This window comes from Flavonifractor sp. An92, from assembly GCF_002159175.1.
Taxonomy (GTDB): Bacteria; Bacillota; Clostridia; order Oscillospirales; family Oscillospiraceae; genus Pseudoflavonifractor_A.
In genome coordinates this window covers 25,185-40,275 of sequence record NZ_NFGZ01000020.1, presented here as the reverse complement: position 1 = coordinate 40,275, position 15,091 = coordinate 25,185, and the positions used below count along the sequence as shown (strand labels likewise).

Genomic DNA, 15,091 nt, shown 5'->3' with positions numbered 1-15,091 from the left:
AGTAACCATGAGATTTGACCGCAAGCGGCGCGCCCCGGCCCGGGTGCTGTGCGCTCTGCTGCTGTGCGCAGGGCTGGCCCTGCCTGCCGGCGCGGCGAGTTTTACCGATGTGAAAGCGGGCTCCTGGTATGAGGAGTCGGTCCAGAATGTGGTGGACGCCGGCCTGATGAGCGGCACCAGCGCCACCACCTTCAGCCCCACCGGGTCGGTGACCCGGGCCATGGCAGTGACGACCCTGTGGCGGCTGGCCGGTTCCCCGGCCCCCAAAGGTACGGACAGCTTCTCCGATGTGCCGGAGGGCACCTGGTACACCCAGGCCGTGGCCTGGGCCCAGGAGAACGGCATCGCCTCCGGCAACGGCAAGGGCGCCTTCCAGCCTGGCAGCGCCGTGACCCGGGAGCAGATGGCGGTCTTCCTCTATCAATATGCCCGCTACGCCGGCCATGACCTGGCCAACGGCGTGCTGGAGCTGTACAGCGACCAGGGCTCCATCTCCAAATGGGCCCGCACCGCCATGGAGCACGCCGTGGGAGCGGGGCTGATCACCGGCAGCAAGGGGAAGCTCTCCCCCAAGGCCACCACCACCCGTGCGGAGCTGGCGGTCATGCTGGAGCGGATGACCACGCCGGTCATGGGGTGAGAACACAGCATCGCATTGACAAAGACCAGATCAGGCGCTATCCTCTTGGTAAGCAGAGCCGAACCCACCGGGCGGATAGCATGATAGAGAATCGAGGGGGGAGAAGAGAATGGATAAGGTACCAAGCGTCCTGATGTCTTACCTGCGGGTGACCCAGCATATGTCCCAGCAGTTCCGGGCCCACTTCGGGCGGCTGAATCTGACATTCCCTCAGGCCCTGGTGCTCAACGTGCTGGGCGAGGAGGGACCCATCCCCATCAGCGTTCTGGCCGAGCGGACCGGGAGTGCCAACAGCACCGTGTCCGGCATCGTGGACCGGCTGGAAAAGCTGGGGCTGGCCAGGCGGGAGCGGTCGGAGCATGACCGCCGGGTGATCTACGTCTCGGCCACGGAGAAATATCATGACCTGCGCAAGAAGGCTGAGACCAATGTGAGCGGCTATTTCAACTCTCTTCTGGACACCATGACTCCAGAGGACAAGGCGCAGGTGGCGGAAGCCCTGCGCAAGCTGGAGGCGGCCCTCGTCGCCAAAGAGGACGAAGGGCAGCAATAGGGGGAAATGACGTTTCATGCGCAATCGAGGATATGGATACGGAGCCTACCGGGGGCGTTCCCGCTCCCGGACGGTGTTAAAGGTCATCATCGCCATTCTGGTGGTGGTGCTGATTTTGGTGGCGGGGTGCTATGTGCTGCTGGAGCGCTTCGGCGTCTACGGCAGCGACGGCAGCTTCCATCTGGACCTGCCCTTCGCCCGGACCAGCCCCACGCCGGAGCCGGAGGAGACGGAGCCCCTGGTGGTGGTCTCCAAGGACCCGGAGCCCACGCCCAGCCCCACGCCGGAGATCGAAGAGGTGCTCCGCGCCGTGGAGCTGCCCCGCAGCGCCCTCACGGACGGCACCGCTCAGAGCCAGGTGGAGGCCGCGGGCGGGAACGCCGCCGTCTTTGACATGAAGGCCGACGACGGCACTCTGGGTTATGTCTCCTCCGTGGAGCTGGCCACCAAGACCGGGGCCTCCGCTACGGACAAGACCATCAACCAGTCCATCCTGGCCCTCAACAGCGGGGAGCTCTACACCGTGGCCCGGGTGTCCTGCTTCCGGGACAACACCGTGCCCTACAATGAGCCGTCCCTGGGGGTCAAGACCAACAAAAACTACAACTTCCGGGACGCCGACGACATCCGCTGGCTGAGCGCCACCAGCACCAAGGCCCAGCAGTATATCATCGACCTCTGTCTGGAGCTGGCCGGGTTGGGCTTTGACGAGATCCTGCTGGACAACAGCGGCTATCCCACCAGCGGCTACCTCAATACCATCAAGGTGGGGGAGGCCTACGATCCCAGCCAGCTCAAAACCGTGGTGTCCGCCTTTTACGCCGACGTGAAGGCGGCGCTGGAGGCGCAGTACCCCGATGTCATGCTGTCGGTGGTGACCGACGAGCAGCTGTTCCACGGCGGGGACGGCGACAGCGGTCAGAGCTTCAACGCCCTGACGACCAACGCCGACCGGGTCTGGGCGCCTCTGACGGAAACGACGCCCCAGGAGGCCAAAGCCTCGCTGAGCGGCGCGGGGATGATCGGCGAGTGCCTGATTCCCATCGTGACCCAGGCCGGAGCGGCGACCGAGAGCTGGGCCATTCTGAACTGACGATTCGGAGATTAGAACGGAATACACCGAGCGCCGGGGGCGCGGGACAATTTGCCCCGCGCCCCCTTTTTTGACCGGAGCGGGGTGATATAGGTGAAAATGCTATATAATGACCTTGTTTTATCGAAAAAAGGTATACATAGGCCGGATAGAGCCGGCTGGATCGTGCCAAAATGAAGGGAGGAAATCGAAACTTCCCGGGCAAAAACCCCGGGGTAACACATCTTTACGACATGTGAACTAACCGGTATACAAAATCACCAAAATTTTGACGGCTCAAAATTCCCCATTTGAGAGCCGGCGGAGGAAATACTGCTTCAAAGGGTTTAAAACCGGCGGTTTAGTCTTTTTTTTAACAAATTTTTGCATAAAACAGGATAGAAACTTGCAAAAAAGGGAACGGCAGAATACACAGGATGCGAAATTTTGAACTTGCAATTCATCTATGATTCGAGTATCATTTCAATAGAATCGGGAAACTTTCCTGTTCCGAACACAGAGCGAAAGGCGGTGAAAAAATGTCTCTTGAGGGTATCAAGCAGGTGACAGAAGCGGAAGAAATGACGCAGCGGCGTAAGGCGGAAGCCCAGGCCCAGGCCAAAAAGACGGTTTCGGACGCCCGGCGCGCCGGCGAGGCGGCCCTGGCGGCGGCCCGCGGAGAGGCTGAGGCGAAAGCGGCCCAGTTTATGAAGGAAGCGGAAGAAAAGGCTTCAAAACAGGCGGAAACCGTCGTGGAGGAGACGAAGCGCTCCTGCGACGCGCTGCGGAAAGCGGCCGGGGGCCGTATGGCAGAGGCGTCGGCACTCATTGTCAGAAGGGTTGTGAATGTCTGATGTCCATCGTCAAAATGAAGCGGCTGCGGGTGATCGGTCTGGAAGAAGAGCGGGACGCTCTGCTCCAGCAGCTGCTCCATGTGGGGTGCGTGGAGGTCACCGAACCCAGTGACAAGCTGGCGGACCCCGAATGGACCGCGCTGCTGCGGAGGGAGAGTTCCGTCCTCAGCGACGTGAAGAGCCGCTCCAACGCCGTCTCGGCGGCGCTGGAGGCACTGCGCAAGTATGCGCCGGCCAAGGGCGGACTGTTCATCCTGCGCCACGACATGCGGGAGAAGGACTTCATGGACGACCGGAAGCTGGAAGCTTCCCTGGAGTGTGCCGAGGAGATCAACCGACGCACCCAGCGCATCGCCCAGCTCACCTCCCAGGAGAACCGGCTCAACACCCAGCGGGTGGCCCTGCTGCCCTGGAAGAGCCTGGATCTGCCGCTGGATACCAGATCCACCCAGCACGTCAAGATCACCCTGGGCGCCTGCCCGGCGGCGGTAACGCTGTCCGAGCTGACCGGAGAGCTCTCCGGCATCGCGCCCAACTCCGAGCTGATGGAGGTCGGCAGCGACAAGGAGCTGCGCTACCTCCTCTTCTGCTGCCACAAGACTGAGAGCGAGGCCGCAGCCGAAGTGCTCAAGCGCTACGGCTTCTCGGCCGCCAACTTCAAGGAGTTCACCGGCACCGCCGCGGAGAATATCGACCGCATCGACGCCGAGCTCCGGCAGAGCGCCGCCGACAAGGAGCGCCTGGCCGCGGAGATCGCCGCCTTTGCCCCCCGCCGGCAGGAGCTGCAGGTGTGCACCGACCGCCTGGAGCAGGAGCTGTGCAAGGCGGAGGCCCGGGAGAAGCTCCTGACCAACGGCACCGTCATTTTCCTGGAGGGGTGGGTGGCCGAGCCCGGCCTGTCCGCCGTGGAGAAGGCCCTGGAGGCTTTCGCCTGCGCCTGGGAGACCGCGGAGCCCCAGGAGGATGAGGAGCCCCCCGTCCTGCTGAAGAACCCCAAGTTCATGGAGCCCATCAACATGGTTACCGAGATGTACTCCATGCCCGCCTACCGGGGCATCGACCCCAACCCGCTGATCTTCGGATTTTTCCTGTTCTTCTTCGGCTTCATGTTCGCCGACGTGGCGTACGGGATCATCATCTGGGCGGTCAGCTTCGCCATCTGGAAAAAATACCACCCCAAGGGGACCATGGGCTACATGTTCCGTCTGGGCCAGTATATGGGCATTTCCACCTTTATCTGCGGCATTTTCACCGGCGGCTTTTTTGGCGACCTGGTGCCCAAGTTCGCCGAGCAGATGCTGGGGATTCCCCTGGAGGGGCTGCCCGTCTGGGTGCAGAAGTTCAGCAACGGCCTGATCGTCAACCCCATTGAGGACCCCATGACCACTCTGGTGCTGGCCATCGTCATCGGCGTGGTGCAGCTGGTCTTCGGTCAGTGCATCCACATCTATATGGGCTTCCGGGACGGCAAGCCCCTGGACGGCCTGCTGGACGTGGTGCCCTGGTGGCTCTTCTTCGGCTCCATCGGCCTGGTGGCCGCGGGACAGCCGGGCTGGTGGATCGGCGTGGGCTGCCTGCTCCTCATCGCCACCCAGGGCCACACCAAGCGGGGCTTTTTCGGCAAGCTCCTGGGCGGCGTGGCCAGCCTGTACGACGTGACCAGCTGGCTGTCCGACGTGCTGTCCTACTCCCGCCTGATGGCGCTGATGCTGGCCACCTCGGTCATCGCCAGCGTGATGAACACCCTGGGCACCCTGGGCGGGCTCACCGCCGGGGGTATGATCCTCTTTATTCTCGTGTTCATCATCGGCCATGTGTTCAACGTGGGCGTCAACATCATCGGCACCTACGTCCACGCGGCCCGTCTCCAGTACCTGGAGTTCTTTGGAAAATTCTACGAGGAGGGCGGCCAGGCCTTCCAGCCCCTGACCTACAACACCAAATATGTGGATATCATCGAGGAGGAATAAGTTATGGAACTGCAAAACCTGATTGGTACCGGCATCGCCTTTATCGGCGCGTGTCTGGCGGTGGGTATGTCCTGTGCCGGATCCGGCCGGGGCGTGGGCATCGCCGGTGAGGCCGCCGCCGGTGTGGTCTCCGAGGATCCCAGCAAGTTCGCCAAGACCCTGATCCTGCAGCTGCTGCCCGGTACCCAGGGCCTGTACGGCCTGGTCATCTGGTTCTGGGCCGTGTTCAACATGGGCCTGCTCAGCGGCGTGCCCACCCTGGATACCGGCGCCGGTATCGCCGTGTTCGGCGCCTGCCTGCCCATGGCCATCGGCGGCTATGTCACCGCCGTCGCCCAGGGCCGCTGCGCCGCCGCCGGCATCGGCATCGTCGCCAAGCGCCCCGACCAGGCTTCCAAGGGCATCTTGATGGCCCTGATGGTGGAGTTCTACGCCATCCTGTGCCTGCTGGCTTCCTTCCTGATGATCTTCTTCTTCACCGCCTGAGGAGTGAACGGCCATGAACGGAATTGAACGGATTACCCAGCGCATGGAGGACGATGCGCAGCGGGAGATCGACGAGATCCTGAGCGCCGCCCAGGCCCAGGCGGCCGAGATCACGCAGAGCTGTCAGGCGCAGGCCGAGCGGGAGGCCCGGGAGATCGTGGACCGGGGCCGTCGCAACGCCGACGAGCGGGAGCAGCGCCTGGCCAGCGTGGCCCAGCTGGAGGCCCGCAAAATGGAGCTGGCCGCCAAGCAGGAGATGCTGGACCGGGCCTTTGACCAGGCGCTGGAGGAGCTGTGCAACCTGCCGGAGGGGGAGTACGTCTCCCTGCTGGCCAATCTGGCCGTCAAGGCCTCTTCCAACGGGCGGGAGGCGGTCATCCTCTCCAAGAAGGACCGCACCCGCTACGGCAAGCAGGTGGTCACCCAGGCCAATGAGCGCCTGAAGGACGGCCATCTGACCCTGTCCGAGCAGACCCGGAACATCAAGGGCGGACTCATCCTGGCCGACGGCGACGTGGAGGTCAACTGTACCTTCGAGACGCTGGTGCGCCTGCAGCGGGGCACGCTGGAGCGCGAGGTGGCCAAGGTGCTGTTCGGCTGAGCGGACCGGGCAGTCCGCCTCCCAATTTAAAGGAGGAATCGGATTTGGCGAAGATCAAAGAAACCGACTATCTGTTCCTGTCCACCCGGGTCAAGTGCCTCGAGTGCAGCCTCCTCTCCCGCGAGCGCATGGAGCGCATGCTGGAGGCCCGCACCGTCGAGGACGCGGCCAAGGTGCTGCAGGAATGCGGATACGCCGAGATGGCGCGGGTGAGCCAGGAGGAGCTGGACCAGGTCATCGCCCAGCAGCGGCACAAGACCATGGAGGATCTCTCTTCCGTGGCTCCCGACCCCCGTCTCATCGACGTATTTAAGATCAAATACGACTACCACAATGTGAAAGTGCTCCTCAAGGCCGACGCCATGGGCGTCAGCGCCGACCGGCTCCTGGTGGACGCCGGACGGGTCAAGGCGGACGTCCTGGCCGACGGGCTGCGCAATGCCGAGCTGCGGGGTGTGAGCTACATCCTGCGCAAGGCGGTGAGCGACGCCCGGGACGTGCTCAGCACCACCGGCGATCCCCAGCTGGCCGACTTCATCCTCGACCGGGCCTATTTCGCCGAGATGTTCGAGCTGGCCAAGGCCACCGGCAGCAGCTTCCTGGAGGGGTATGTGCGCATCAGCATCGACGCGGCCAACCTGCGCAGCCTGGTGCGGGTGCTCCGCATGGGCAAGGGACCGGAGTTCCTGCGCTCCGTCCTCTTCGAGGGCGGCAACATCCACACCTCCCGGGTGCTGGCCGCCTCCGGCGGCTCCATGGAGGAGCTGTACGCCGCCTCTGACCTGAAGGAGGCCGCCGCGGCCGGAGCCGCCGCCCTCAACGGCGGCGGGCTGACCCGCTTTGAGAAGCTGTGCGACGACGGTGTGAACCACTACCTGGCGGGGGCCAAATACGTGGCCTTCGGCGAGGCGCCGGTCATCGGCTACCTGGCCGCCAAGGAGAACGAGTTCACCGCCGTGCGTATCATCCTCACCGGCCGCATGGCCGGCCTGGACGCGGATACCATCCGGGAAAGGCTGCGTGAAGCTTATGTCTAGTTACAAGATCGCGGTCCTGGGCGACAAGGACAGCGTCCTGGGCTTCAAGGCCCTGGGCCTGGATGTGTTCCCCGCCGAGACCGTGGACGAGGCCAAGCGGGTGCTCCACGAGCTGGCGAAGGAGAATTACGCCGTGATCTACCTCACGGAGCAGTACGCCGCCAATATGCAGGCCGAGGTGGACCGTTACAAGGACGAGCTCACCCCTGCCATCATCCTCATCCCCGGCAAGGACGGCTCCCTGGGCATCGGCATGGCCAATGTGAAGAGCGCCGTGGAGCGCGCCGTGGGCGCGGACATTCTGTAAGCGCCGGCATCGGCGCGTCGCGGCATGCAGGGCCGCCGGCATCGGCGGCCGCGCATCCCGCTCCCATTCCAAATTCAAACCTGAAAGAAGGTTGAGTCAAGTTGAGCGGTAAAATCGTCAAAGTCTCCGGACCGCTGGTTGTGGCCACGGGCCTGGCTGACGCCAACATGGCCGACGTGGTCCGCGTGGGCGAGCAGCGCCTCATCGGTGAGATCCTCACCATGAATGGCGACTCCGCCTCCATCCAGGTCTACGAGGAGACCTCCGGCCTGGGCCCCGGCGCTGTGGTCGAGACCACCGGCGCCCCCCTCTCCGTGGAGCTGGGCCCCGGCATCATTGAGAACATCTACGACGGTATCCAGCGCCCGCTGGAGGAGATCATGAAGAAGACCGGGGGCAACAACCTGCCCCGCGGCGTGGAAGTCCCCGCCCTGGACCGGGAGAAGAAGTGGGAATTCAAGGCCGTTGCCAAGAAGGGCGACAAGGTCATCGGCGGCGACGTCATCGGCACCGTCCAGGAGACCAGCGTCGTGCTCCACAAGATCATGATCCCCCCCAAGATGAGCGGCACCATCGAGTCCATCAAGTCCGGCACCTTCACTGTGCTGGACACCGTGGCTGTCCTGGTGGACGACAACGGTGAGAAGCATGAGCTCACCATGGTGCAGAAGTGGCCCGTCCGTGTGGGCCGCCCCTACAAGCACAAGTATCCCCCCCGCAAGCCGCTGCTGTCCGGTCAGCGTATCGTCGACGCCATGTTCCCCGTGGCCAAGGGCGGTACCGCCGCCATCCCCGGCCCCTTCGGCTCCGGTAAGACCGTCATGCAGCACCAGCTGGCCAAGTGGTCCGACGTGGATATCGTCATCTACATCGGCTGCGGCGAGCGCGGCAACGAGATGACCGACGTTCTGCGGGAGTTCCCCGAACTGGTGGACCCCCGTACCGGCGAGTCCCTGATGAAGCGGACCGTCCTGATCGCCAACACCTCCGATATGCCCGTGGCCGCCCGTGAGGCCTCCATCTACACCGGTATCACCATCGCCGAGTACTTCCGCGACATGGGCTACGACGTGGCCGTCATCGCCGACTCCACCTCCCGCTGGGCCGAGGCTCTGCGTGAGATGTCCGGCCGTCTGGAAGAGATGCCCGGCGAAGAAGGTTACCCCGCTTACCTGTCCTCCCGCCTGGCGCAGTTCTACGAGCGCGCCGGCATGGTGGAGTGCATCGGCTCCGATGAGGACCGCCGCGGCTCTCTGACCGCCGTGGGCGCCGTTTCCCCTCCGGGCGGCGACCTGTCCGAGCCCGTCTCCCAGGCCACCATGCGTATCGTCAAGGTGTTCTGGGCCCTGGACGCCTCTCTGGCCTACAAGCGTCACTTCCCCGCCATCAACTGGCTGAACTCCTACTCCCTGTACCTGGACTCCCTGAAGCCCTGGTACGATGAGAACCTGGGCACCCAGTTCATGGTCAACCGCGATAAGTCCATGTCCATCCTCCAGGAGGAGGCCAGCCTCAACGAGATCGTGCAGCTGGTCGGTAAGGACTCCCTGTCCGCCGGCGACCAGCTGACCCTCGAGACTGCCAAGATGCTCCGCGAGGACTTCCTGCAGCAGAACGGCTTTATGGAAGTGGACTGGTACTCCAGCTATGAGCGCCAGGACAAGATGATCCAGATGATCCTGGACTATGACAAGCTCTGCCGTGCCGCCATCGAGAAGGGCGCGCCGGTGGCCGATCTCTTCGCCATCCCGTTCCGGGAGAAGATGGGCCGCGCCAAGAGCGTGCCCGACGATCAGTTCAAGGCCGTCTACGCCGACATGGCGCGGGAGATGGAGGAGCAGATCGAGGAGATCGTGGCCAAGGGAGGTGCTGAGGAATGATTCGTGAATACCGTACCATTCAGGAGATCAACGGTCCTCTGATGGTGGTCCGCAAGGTCCAGGACGTCACTTACGACGAGCTGGCCGAGATCGAACTGCCCGACGGCACCACCCGGCGCTGTAAGGTGCTGGAGGTCAACGGCGACAACGCCGTGGTCCAGCTCTTCGAGGCCTCCGCCGGCATCAACCTGAAGGACTCCAAGATCCGCTTCCTGGGTCACCCCCTGGAGCTGGCCGTGTCCGGCGATATGCTGGGCCGCGTCTTTAACGGCATGGGCCGTCCCATCGACGGCGGCCCCGAGATCCTGGCCGAGGAGCACCGGGACATCAACGGCCTGCCCATGAACCCGGCCGCCCGCGACTACCCCAACGAGTTCATTCAGACCGGTATCTCCACCATCGACGGCCTGAACACCCTGGTCCGTGGTCAGAAGCTGCCCATCTTCTCCGGCTCCGGTCTGCCGCACGCCGCTCTGGCTGCCCAGATCGCCCGTCAGGCCAAGGTGCTGGGTGACGACGCCGCCAACTTCGCCGTCGTGTTCGCCGCCATCGGTATCACCTTCGAAGAGTCCGACTTCTTCGTGCAGGAGTTCCGCCGCACCGGCGCCATCGACCGTACCGTGCTGTTCACCAACCTGGCCAACGACCCCGCCGTCGAGCGTATCGCCACCCCCCGTATGGCGCTGACCGCCGCCGAGTACCTGGCCTTCGAGAAGGGCATGCACGTGCTGGTCATCCTGACCGACATCACCAACTACGCCGAGGCCCTCCGTGAGGTGTCCGCGGCCAAGAAGGAAGTCCCCGGCCGCCGCGGCTACCCCGGCTACCTGTACACCGACCTGGCCACCATGTACGAGCGCGCCGGCCGTCAGCTGGGCAAGCCCGGTTCCATCACCATGATCCCCATCCTCACCATGCCCGAGGATGACAAGACCCACCCCATCCCCGACCTGACCGGCTATATCACCGAGGGTCAGATCATCCTGTCCCGCGAGCTGTACCGCAAGGGCATCAATCCCCCCGTGGACGTGCTGCCCTCCCTGTCCCGTCTGAAGGATAAGGGCGTTGGCCCCGGCAAGACCCGGGAGGATCACGCCGGCACCATGAACCAGCTCTTCGCCGCTTACTCCACCGGTAAGGAGAACAAGGAGCTCATGTCCATCCTGGGCGAGGCCGCTCTGTCTCCCACCGATCTGCAGTACGCCAAATTCGCCGATGAGTTTGAAAAGCGCTATGTCTCCCAGGGCAGCGACGAGAACCGCTCCATTATCGAGACCCTGGATCTGGGCTGGGAGCTGCTGAGCCTGCTGCCCAAGGCCGAGCTCAAGCGCATCAAGCCGGAGTATATCGAGAAATACCTCCCGAAAAAGGAGGGGTAAGATATGCCGGCAATCAACGTGAACCCCACCCGGCAGGAGCTGACCAGGCTCAAGACCCGCCTGCGCACCTCCATCCGGGGCCACAAGCTCCTCAAGGACAAGCGGGATGAGCTGATGAAGCAGTTCATGGACGTGGTCCGGGAGAACCGCGCTCTGCGGCAGAAGGTGGAGGAGGCCCTGATGCGGGCCCATGGTTCGTTCACCGTGGCCAGCGCCGTCATGTCCTCGGAGATGCTGGAGCAGTCCCTGCTGTATCCCAAGCAGTCCGTGGAGCTGGATATGACCTTCCAGAACATCATGTCGGTCAACGTGCCTATCTACCACTTCAAGACCAAGAGCGAGGAGACCGGCGAGATCTATCCCTACGGCTTCGCCACCACCTCCGGCGAGCTGGACGACGCCGTGGACGCCCTGTCCGGCGTGTTCCAGGATATGCTGCGCCTGGCTGAGATCGAAAAGACCTCCCAGCTGCTGGCCGAGGAGATTGAAAAGACCCGCCGCCGCGTCAACGCCCTGGAGTACGTCAAAATCCCCCAGATGGAAGAGGCCATCAAGTATATCTCCATGAAGCTGGACGAGAACGAGCGCTCCTCCACCATCCGCCTGATGAAGGTGAAGGATATGCTCCTCAAGGAAGCCATCGAGGAGAAGCGGGAGGCCGACGCCAGGGCCGTGGAGGCCTTCGGCGGACATCTGGACCCCGACGCCATCTGAGTTTACCAACACCAAACCTCCAAACAAAGCCGCGTCCGGCGCTCCCCTCGGGGAGCGCCGGACGCGGCTTTTTCTGCCATCGGCTGCGGTTACTAGACCTGGATCAGGTACTCATAGGTCTTGGTCTTGTCCGCGTTCCGCGGAATCCCTGTGAGCACATCCGGCTCGTCCACGCCGTAGTGGTAGGTCACCCGGACCCGGGCGGTGCCGGTCCGGAGCGCCTGGACGGTACAGGTCCGGGAGGTGGCGCCGGACAGGCTGACCACACTAGAGCCGCTGAGGATCTCCCAGGAGAAGGTGTCATAGTTGGTGCCGAATTCGGTGGGACAGGTGATGGCGGCGCTTCCGCCGGCCGAGAGGCTGTAGGTGCCGTCCGCGGTCTCCATGAGCTCCACGTCCAGGTCCACGGCAATGAGGGCCTCCACGGTGCGGGGGGCGGAGTCCAGGCCGGCGTAGACATAGTAGACGGCCTCCACACCGGGCTTGTAGTACATGACCCGGACGGTCAGGTCCTGGAATTCGTTGCGCTCACCCAGCAGGGGGGTGATGAAGTCACCGTCATGTCCCAGGCCGAAGAAGAGCGTCCAGCGGTAATCAGCGAACTGGCTGAGGGAGGTGAATTCCTTGCTGTTGACCCAGGAGGCCTCCTGAGTCAGGTCCTTTTGGGTGTACACGTCGCCGGTCATCAGCACGTCCATGGGGGAGCAGAAGAAGAGGGCTTCATTGCGGTAGAAGCTGTCCACCCAGAGCTCGTCCCGGCTCAGGCTCTCGTTGGTCTGGAAGGTGGCCGCCGCCGAACAGGACACACCGTCCCGCAGGACCGTAGCCCGGCCCAGCTGCGTTTTCAGCCGCCCGTCGGAGGTCTCAAAGCTGCCGTCCGCGTTCCGGTAGAGGCCCGCCATGGCAGAGGGACCGGCGATCCCCGTGGAGGCGGAGGCGCTGCCGTACCGCAGGCCCAGATCCACCAGCTCCATACGCTGGGGGACCCAGACGGTCACTTCCAGCTTGCTGCGTTTGATGGTGCCGTAGATGCAGATGGTGGCTTGAGTATCGGTGTAGACCACATCAGTCTTGGCGGTGACGTTTCCAGTGCCGGTGTAGTCCAGGCCCCAGCTGAAGAAGGTGGAGGAATAGTTCTCTTCGTATTCTTCCACCAGCTTGAGGTTGTACCCGCCGCCGGTGAAAACGGCCACATATTCGTCCACAATGGCCTTGTCCTCCGGGGAGCCTTTGAACTTCCGGACCTGGTACACGCCGCTCTGGCTGATGCTGTCATAGGTGAGGCCGCCGTCACAGAACTCCACCAGATCCTGCATCAGGACACTGTCCGCCGTGACGGTATAGTCCAGCGGGTCCTCGGCCAGCGGCTGGGCCAGCAGCACCCGGCCGGAGGAACTGCCGCCGAGGGTAAAGGTGGTGCGGAGGCTGGGGTCGGCCATGCGCCCGGCGATGGTGGCCGCCTCACAGCGCTGGATATGGGCCTGGGGCGCGAAGCTGCCCTGGGCATCCCGACCGGCGAGGACACCGGCATTATAGAGGAGGTAGACGGCATCGGCATAGTCGGCCGTGGCAGGTACGTCGGGAATGAAACCCTTTGACACGGAGTTGATGGCGCTCAGGGCCTCCCGATCCAGAGAGTTGGCCAGAATGGAGGCGAACTGGGCGCGGGTAGCGGCTGCGTTGTAGCTGTGGTACTGGCCGGAGGAGATGATGCCGTTGTCAATGGCATAGTCCACGTAGACCTGATACCAGGGATTGCTGACGCCCAGGTCTGCGCTGCCGGTGTAGTATATGCTGTGGAGCCGGCAGGCCAGGGCGATGGTCTCGGCAATGCTGATGTTTCCGTTGGGGTGGAAGGTGTTGGGGCCGGTCCCCTGGAAGAGACCCATTTCGTAGGCCGTCTGTACGCTTTGCGCGTACCAGGCGCCGGAGGCCACATCGGTAAATTGGCCGGATTTATAGGGGTTGCCACGCTGGAAATTGCCAAAGCCTTTTGCAGAGGCCGCAGGAGTGAGGGTGAGCGTAAGGGCCAGGGTCAGCAGGATGGAGAACATGCGCCGTCTCATCAGAAATCGCTCCTTTTCTTCTTTTTTCGGGGCAGCGGGGCATTCTGCTGGAAGATTGATACTTCTTATACGAATTATATAAGAGCCTCCCGAATTCTGTCAAGGATTCAATTCCCAACAAATTTGGGAAGGACCTGCCGGACCCTCTGTGCTCATCTGGAGGAGCAGTTAAACGCTGGTCACCTCGACACAAGTTCTGGCTTTTACAACCCGGCTGATGACAAGGGAAATCAACCAGGTGACCAGTTCGGAGGTGGGAAACGCCATCCATACCCCCATCACGCCGAAGAACTTTGCCAGCACAAACGCCAGGATGGAGATGGTGACGACCCCGCGGGACAGGGCGATGACCGAAGCCTCGCTCCCTTTCCCCACCGCGCTGTAAAACCCGGACTTGATGATGTTGACCGCCGCCAGCAGAAAACCGACAAAATAGACCCGGATGCCGATTTCCGCATAGGAGGCCAGCTCGGTGGAGTTCTCGCTGTTGAAGATTGCGACGAGCCCATCGCCAAACAGCATCACGAGGATGACCGAGGCCACCGCAATCCCTTCGCCGATTCGGAGCGCGTACTGATATACGCTCTTTTCGTCTCCCGTGTTGGCCCGCCCGTGCATAGAGCTGGCCACCGGCTGAAGCCCCAGAGAGACGCCGTTGAGCAAGGAGGTTCCCACCAAGGCAATATTCGCAATGACCCCGTAGGCAGCCACCGCGATATTCCCGGAGATGCTGAGGAGAATGAAGTTAAAGACCAGAGTCGTAATGCCGCTGGACAGCTCACCCACAAAGGCCGCCACCCCCAGATTGCAGGAAGCGAGCAGCTTTTTCAGGGAGGGAAGCTTTTTGACAAACACGAGGGTGCTGCGTTTCGAGCGGAAGTGGATCATGCAGATGCTCATGCTGACGATGGGAGAGAATCCGGTCGCCAAAGCCGCACCAACCATCCCCATCCCCAGCGGGAACATCAGAAGGTAGTCGAACAGGATATTGAACAGGCCGCTGAGCAAGGTGGCCAGCATGGCCAGCTTGGGGGCGTTATCGTTGCGGACAAAGGCGGTACAGGTGTAATTCAGCATAAAGAACGGGGCAAAACAGAGCACGATTCGGATGTACGAAAATCCGACCGTTAAAATCTCTCCGTCGGCCCCCAGAAGCGTGAGGAACTCACCGGGGAAGCAGATCCCGATCAGCACGAAAATGCTGCTGCACAGGAGCGTCCACCAGATCGAATTGGAGAAGAACTCGTTTGCGGTCTCCCGCCCGGTGGCTTTGCTCAGGGAGTATCGAGTGGCGGAACCAACTCCGATCATGGAACCGAGCGCGTAGATCAAGCCATACACGGGCAGGACCAGGTTCAGGGCGGTGATCCCGTTCGCGCCCTCTGCGATCGAGATAAAAAATGTGTCGGCCAATACATAGCAGGAGGTTCCCGCCATGGCTAAAATATTCGGTGCGATGTACCTTGCCAGCTGTTTTTTCACTTGCTTCCCTCCAAAAAGACAGCACCTCATTTTTACGACTTCTAGGACCT

14 protein-coding genes are annotated in these 15,091 nt (G+C 62.7%); 12 read left to right on the top strand and 2 right to left on the bottom strand.

Translation table 11 applies throughout. The features are described 5' to 3' along the window. The first annotated feature begins 7 nt into the window (after window positions 1–7). The 12 genes from B5G43_RS12425 (at window position 8) to B5G43_RS12370 (ending at window position 11,493) form a co-directional block, all read left to right on the top strand. The gene (locus B5G43_RS12425) at window positions 8–640 is read left to right on the top strand and encodes an S-layer homology domain-containing protein (RefSeq protein ID WP_087261866.1); all 633 of its coding nucleotides are present in this window, start codon (window positions 8–10) and stop codon (window positions 638–640) included. A gap of 109 nt (window positions 641–749) precedes the next feature. Continuing rightward, a complete protein-coding gene (locus B5G43_RS12420; RefSeq protein ID WP_087261864.1) occupies window positions 750–1,193 on the top strand; it encodes a MarR family transcriptional regulator in 444 nt (147 codons plus the stop codon). 16 nt (window positions 1,194–1,209) lie between these two features. After that, the gene (locus B5G43_RS12415) at window positions 1,210–2,286 is read left to right on the top strand and encodes a putative glycoside hydrolase (protein ID WP_087261862.1); all 1,077 of its coding nucleotides are present in this window, start codon (window positions 1,210–1,212) and stop codon (window positions 2,284–2,286) included. Between the two features lie 518 nt (window positions 2,287–2,804). Further along, window positions 2,805–3,119, top strand: a complete 315-nt coding sequence (locus B5G43_RS12410) for a hypothetical protein (protein ID WP_087261860.1) — start codon at window positions 2,805–2,807, stop codon at window positions 3,117–3,119. Next, a complete protein-coding gene (locus B5G43_RS12405) occupies window positions 3,119–5,089 on the top strand; it encodes a V-type ATP synthase subunit I (RefSeq protein WP_087261859.1) in 1,971 nt (656 codons plus the stop codon). The genes B5G43_RS12410 and B5G43_RS12405 overlap by 1 nt, the downstream gene beginning before the upstream one ends. Window positions 5,090–5,092: 3 nt before the next feature. Further along, window positions 5,093–5,575 carry a V-type ATP synthase subunit K gene (locus B5G43_RS12400; RefSeq protein WP_087261857.1) on the top strand — a complete coding sequence of 161 codons (483 nt, stop codon included), beginning with the start codon at window positions 5,093–5,095 and terminating at the stop codon, window positions 5,573–5,575. Window positions 5,576–5,588: 13 nt separating this feature from the next. Next, complete coding sequence (locus B5G43_RS12395) at window positions 5,589–6,176, top strand: V-type ATP synthase subunit E family protein (protein ID WP_087261855.1); 588 nt, start codon at window positions 5,589–5,591, stop codon at window positions 6,174–6,176. A gap of 44 nt (window positions 6,177–6,220) precedes the next feature. Then, the gene (locus tag B5G43_RS12390) at window positions 6,221–7,213 is read left to right on the top strand and encodes a V-type ATPase subunit (protein WP_087261854.1); all 993 of its coding nucleotides are present in this window, start codon (window positions 6,221–6,223) and stop codon (window positions 7,211–7,213) included. Further along, window positions 7,206–7,520: a V-type ATP synthase subunit F gene (locus tag B5G43_RS12385; protein ID WP_087261852.1), complete on the top strand. Its 315-nt coding sequence runs from the start codon at window positions 7,206–7,208 to the stop codon at window positions 7,518–7,520. The genes B5G43_RS12390 and B5G43_RS12385 overlap by 8 nt, the downstream gene beginning before the upstream one ends. A 101-nt stretch (window positions 7,521–7,621) precedes the next feature. Next, window positions 7,622–9,400 (top strand): V-type ATP synthase subunit A, encoded by a 1,779-nt coding sequence (locus tag B5G43_RS12380; protein ID WP_087261850.1) that lies wholly within the window; start codon window positions 7,622–7,624, stop codon window positions 9,398–9,400. Then, on the top strand, window positions 9,397–10,779 hold the full coding sequence (locus tag B5G43_RS12375; protein WP_087261848.1) for a V-type ATP synthase subunit B: 1,383 nt from the start codon (window positions 9,397–9,399) through the stop codon (window positions 10,777–10,779). Before B5G43_RS12380 ends, B5G43_RS12375 begins: the two co-directional genes overlap by 4 nt. A gap of 3 nt (window positions 10,780–10,782) precedes the next feature. Continuing rightward, window positions 10,783–11,493, top strand: a complete 711-nt coding sequence (locus tag B5G43_RS12370) for a V-type ATP synthase subunit D (RefSeq protein WP_087261846.1) — start codon at window positions 10,783–10,785, stop codon at window positions 11,491–11,493. Between the two features lie 92 nt (window positions 11,494–11,585). Here the strand turns inward: B5G43_RS12370 and B5G43_RS12365 are convergent, their stop codons facing one another. Then, complete coding sequence (locus tag B5G43_RS12365) at window positions 11,586–13,559, bottom strand: S-layer homology domain-containing protein (protein WP_087261844.1); 1,974 nt, start codon at window positions 13,557–13,559, stop codon at window positions 11,586–11,588. A 168-nt stretch (window positions 13,560–13,727) separates the two neighbouring features. Then, window positions 13,728–15,041, bottom strand: a complete 1,314-nt coding sequence (locus B5G43_RS12360; protein ID WP_242960564.1) for an MATE family efflux transporter — start codon at window positions 15,039–15,041, stop codon at window positions 13,728–13,730. Between the last annotated feature and the right edge of the window lie 50 nt (window positions 15,042–15,091).